Raw genomic sequence first — 3,715 nt, forward strand, 5'->3', positions numbered from 1 at the left:
CACCTCCAACCTGAAGCACAAAGCAACATCGGCCTATAGCATCCGCGAATACCAACTGGCGAACTCCATGATGGACGCCAGCCACCAAAACTCGCCCGAACGCAATGATCTCCTGACACTACGTGCCTGGAGCTACTTCCACCTGCGCCGTTTCCGCGAGGCCGAACGCATCTTCGAGGCCGTAGCCGCCACCGGCTATGGCGACGCCCTGTCCGGCCTTGAAGCCTCGCGCGCCTCGCTGCGCAGCGCGCAGAGCCAATAGCTCAGCCGAAAGGGCGCCGCGCCCTTTCGAACGCCACCGCCCCCGTAAGAACCTTGTCGAGCGCCTGCCGCCACCCCTTGAGCTTTGCCTTGCGCAGCGCCGGGGCCATGCGTGGCTGGAACTCCTGGTGAAATTCGCCCCGCGCCCCAAAGCTTTCGGCATCGGGCCAGAGCCCGGTCTTCCAAGCCGTCAGCCAGGCTGCCCCCAATGCCGTGACTTCGGGGACGCGCGTGCAATCGACCGGCAGATCGAGAATGTCGGCCAGAAACTGCATGGTCCAGTCCGACGCCACCATGCCGCCATCGACGCGCAGCACCATGGCATGTTCGAGCTTGAGATCGCGCCGCATGGCCTCGAACATGTCGCGCGACTGGTAGCCGACCGCCTCGAGCGCTGCCCGCACCAGTTCGGGCCGACGGCTGTTGCGCGTCATGCCCAGCATGGCCCCGCGCGCCTCATTGTCCCACCAGGGCGCACCGAGCCCGGAAAAAGCCGGCACCAGATAGACCGCTTCCTCCGGATCTGACGCGGCCGCCAGCGCATCGGCCTCGGGCCAATCCTTGATGATCCCCAGATCATCGCGCAGCCATTGCAGCGCTCCGCCAATGGTGAAAATCACCCCTTCAAGCGCGTAGGTGGTCTTGCCACCCAGCCGATAGGCAACCGTCGTCAGCAGCCGATGGCGGGAATTGACGCAGATGTTGCCGGTATTGAGCAGCGCGAAACAGCTCGAGCCATAGGTTGACTTGGCCATGCCGAGCGACAGGCATCCTTGGCCGATCAGCGCTGCCTGCTGGTCCCCAACCACACCATGGATCGGAACGGCTGCGCCGAGCACACCCGGATCGGTCAGCCCGAAATCATCGGCACTATCGAGCACTTTGGGCAGCATGGACGCGGGCACGTCGAAGAGGTCAACGAGGTCGGCATGCCAGTCGCCGGACTTCAGATCATAGAACAGCGTCCGGCTGGCATTGGTGGCGTCGGTGGCATGCACCCGGCCCCCGGTCAGCCGCCAGATCAGCCAGCTATCGACCGTACCGAAGGCCAGTTCACCCCGCCGCGCCCGCTTGCGTGCCCCCTTAACGTGGTCGAGGATCCACTTGACCTTGGGCGCCGAGAAATAGGGGGCGAGCATCAATCCGGTGCGGCGGCGCACCAGTTTGTCCGCGTCCGGCTGGCTTTGCCGCAGCCGGTGGCAGGTGTCGGCGGCGCGGATATCCCGCCACACGATGGCATTGTGGATGGCCTTGCCGGTTTTCCGGTCCCAGACGATCGTGGTTTCGCGCTGATTGGTGATGCCGATGCCCGCAAGATCGGCCGCCGTGATGCCGGCCTTGCGCAGGGCAGTCTTGCAGGCCCAGAGGCAGGTGGCCCAGATTTCCTCGGGCACATGCTCCAGCATGCCGGGCGCGGGCTGGTGCTGGGTGAAATCCATTCTGCCCATGCCGACAATATTCTGCGCAGCGTCGAAAATCACGGCGCGACTGGACGTCGTGCCCTGGTCGATGACCAGAATATAGGCTCCCATGACGCCGCCCGCCCCTATACTTGCCCATCTCAAGTAGAGCGCCAAAAATCCACTTTGGGCAACAGCGCCGTCTCGTGCTCAACGCCAGGAACTGCTAGATTTGATCGCCCTTGCGAAAGCACACGTTCATGGTGAAGTCCGAGCGTCGTCTGGTTCCCATCGTCTCGGTCGACGTCGTCGGCTTCTCCCGGCTCGTCCTGCACGATGAACCCAAGACCGTGCGGCTCGTCCGCCAGACCTATGGCTACTTCACCAAGGACATCGGCGATCGCGGCGGCACCATCTTCAAAACCATGGGCGACGGGTTCCTCGCCGAGTTCAGCAGCGCGCTGACCGCACTCGACTGGGTGGCCGACGCGCAGCGCGATCTCCATCAGCGCCAGATCAAGGTGCCGGGCGGCGAAGTGCTGCAGGTGCGCGCCGGCATCGTCATGGCAGATGTGCTGGTGCATGGCGACGATCTCTTTGGCAATGGCGTCAATCTCGCCGTGCGCGTGCAGGGTGTGTCTCCGCCCGGTGGCATGGCGGTGACCAAGTGGATGCACGCCTATCTCGGCGGCCAGACCGATCTCGTCTTTACCGATATCGGGCCAACCATCCTCAAGAACATCCCCCGCACCGTGCATCTCTATGTCTGGCACCCGAGCGGGGCGGCAAAGGCCCTGCCCAAGAAGGACGACGCGCCTATCCTCGCCCCCTCGAGCCGGCCATCGGTTGTCGTACTGCCCTTCGACAATCTCTCGGGCGAGGCCGACCAGACCTATTTCGCCGATGCTGTCGTCGAAGAAATCACCGCCACCCTGGCGCGCATTCGCGACTTCTTCGTCATCGCCCGCAATTCGGCTTTCTCATACAAAGGCCGGGCCCTCGACGTGCGCCAGGTGGGCCGCGAACTGGGCGTGCGCTATGTCGTTGAAGGCAGCGTGCGCCGCGTCGGCAACAAGGTGCGGATCACGGCCCAATTGGTAGAGACCGAGAGCGGCAACCACATCTGGTCCGACAAGGTCAATGGCACGGTGGAAGACCTCTTCGACCTGCAGGACAATATGGCTGCGCTCGTTGCCAGCGCCATCCAGCCTTCCATCCGCCAGGCCGAAATCGAGCGGGCGCTGTCCAAGCGCCCCGATACGCTGGCGGCCTACGATCTCGTCATGCGAGCCATGCCCCAACTCTGGGCGCATCAGCCGGCCGCCAATCGCGAAGCCATTGTCTTGCTGCAACAGGCCCTGGCGCTCGAACCCAATTACGGTCTCGCCGCCGCCCTTGTCGGTTGGGCCCATGGCCAGCAAATCGCCTACAACTGGACCGACGATATCGCCGGCGAGCGGCGCGAGGCGCAAAAGGCCATCGAACGCGCTTTGGAAACCGCCATCGGCAATCCCACGGCCATGACCGCGCTCGCCTCCGCCATCATGCAGATCGGCGGCGATGTCGCCCGCGCCAAGGACCTTGCCGAACGCGCTCTGGTGCTAGACCCCAACCACGCCTGGGCCTGGCTGCGAAAAGCCTATGGGCTCGTTTATCTCGGCCGCCCCGACGACGCCATCAAGGCCTTCCAGTCCTCGTTGCGCCTGAGCCCCATGGACCCCTTTGCCTTCAACATGCTCTTGGGCACGGCCCTTGCCCATTTCGCCGCCGACCGCCCGGAGGAGGCCGTGGAATTTGCCAGCCGCGCCATCGCCGAACGTCCGGGCCTGAGCTGGCCGTTCCGCGATCTGGCGAGCTATTATGCAGCGCTCGGCGACATGACGGCGGCTCAGGCGGCTCTCGACAAATTCCGCCACGAGCGGCCAGGAATTGACCTGGCAACCATCCGCGACAGCCTGCGCTTCATGCACCCGGACCTCTTGGAGAAGTATCTTGCCGGCCTCGCAAAGGCGGGACTGGAGGAAAGGGCGGAGGCGGTTTAGCCGCCCCCGCGC

Annotated in this window: 2 protein-coding genes and 1 pseudogene; 2 read left to right on the forward strand and 1 reads right to left on the reverse strand. The window is 64.4% G+C overall.

The window, feature by feature from the left end:
• A pseudogene (locus tag ABW043_RS04470) lies at positions 1-262 on the forward strand (hypothetical protein); the annotation flags it as partial.
• A gap of 1 nt (position 263) precedes the next feature.
• Here the strand turns inward: ABW043_RS04470 and glpK are convergent.
• Complete coding sequence (gene glpK, locus ABW043_RS04475; protein ID WP_353920034.1) at positions 264-1,793, reverse strand: glycerol kinase GlpK; 1,530 nt, start codon at positions 1,791-1,793, stop codon at positions 264-266.
• A 128-nt stretch (positions 1,794-1,921) separates the two neighbouring features.
• Between glpK and ABW043_RS04480 the strand changes: the two genes are divergently transcribed.
• Positions 1,922-3,703: an adenylate/guanylate cyclase domain-containing protein gene (locus tag ABW043_RS04480; RefSeq protein WP_353920035.1), complete on the forward strand. Its 1,782-nt coding sequence runs from the start codon at positions 1,922-1,924 to the stop codon at positions 3,701-3,703.
• Positions 3,704-3,715: the final 12 nt, after the last annotated feature.

The organism is Devosia sp. (assembly GCF_040509215.1).
Taxonomy (GTDB): Bacteria; Pseudomonadota; Alphaproteobacteria; order Rhizobiales; family Devosiaceae; genus Devosia.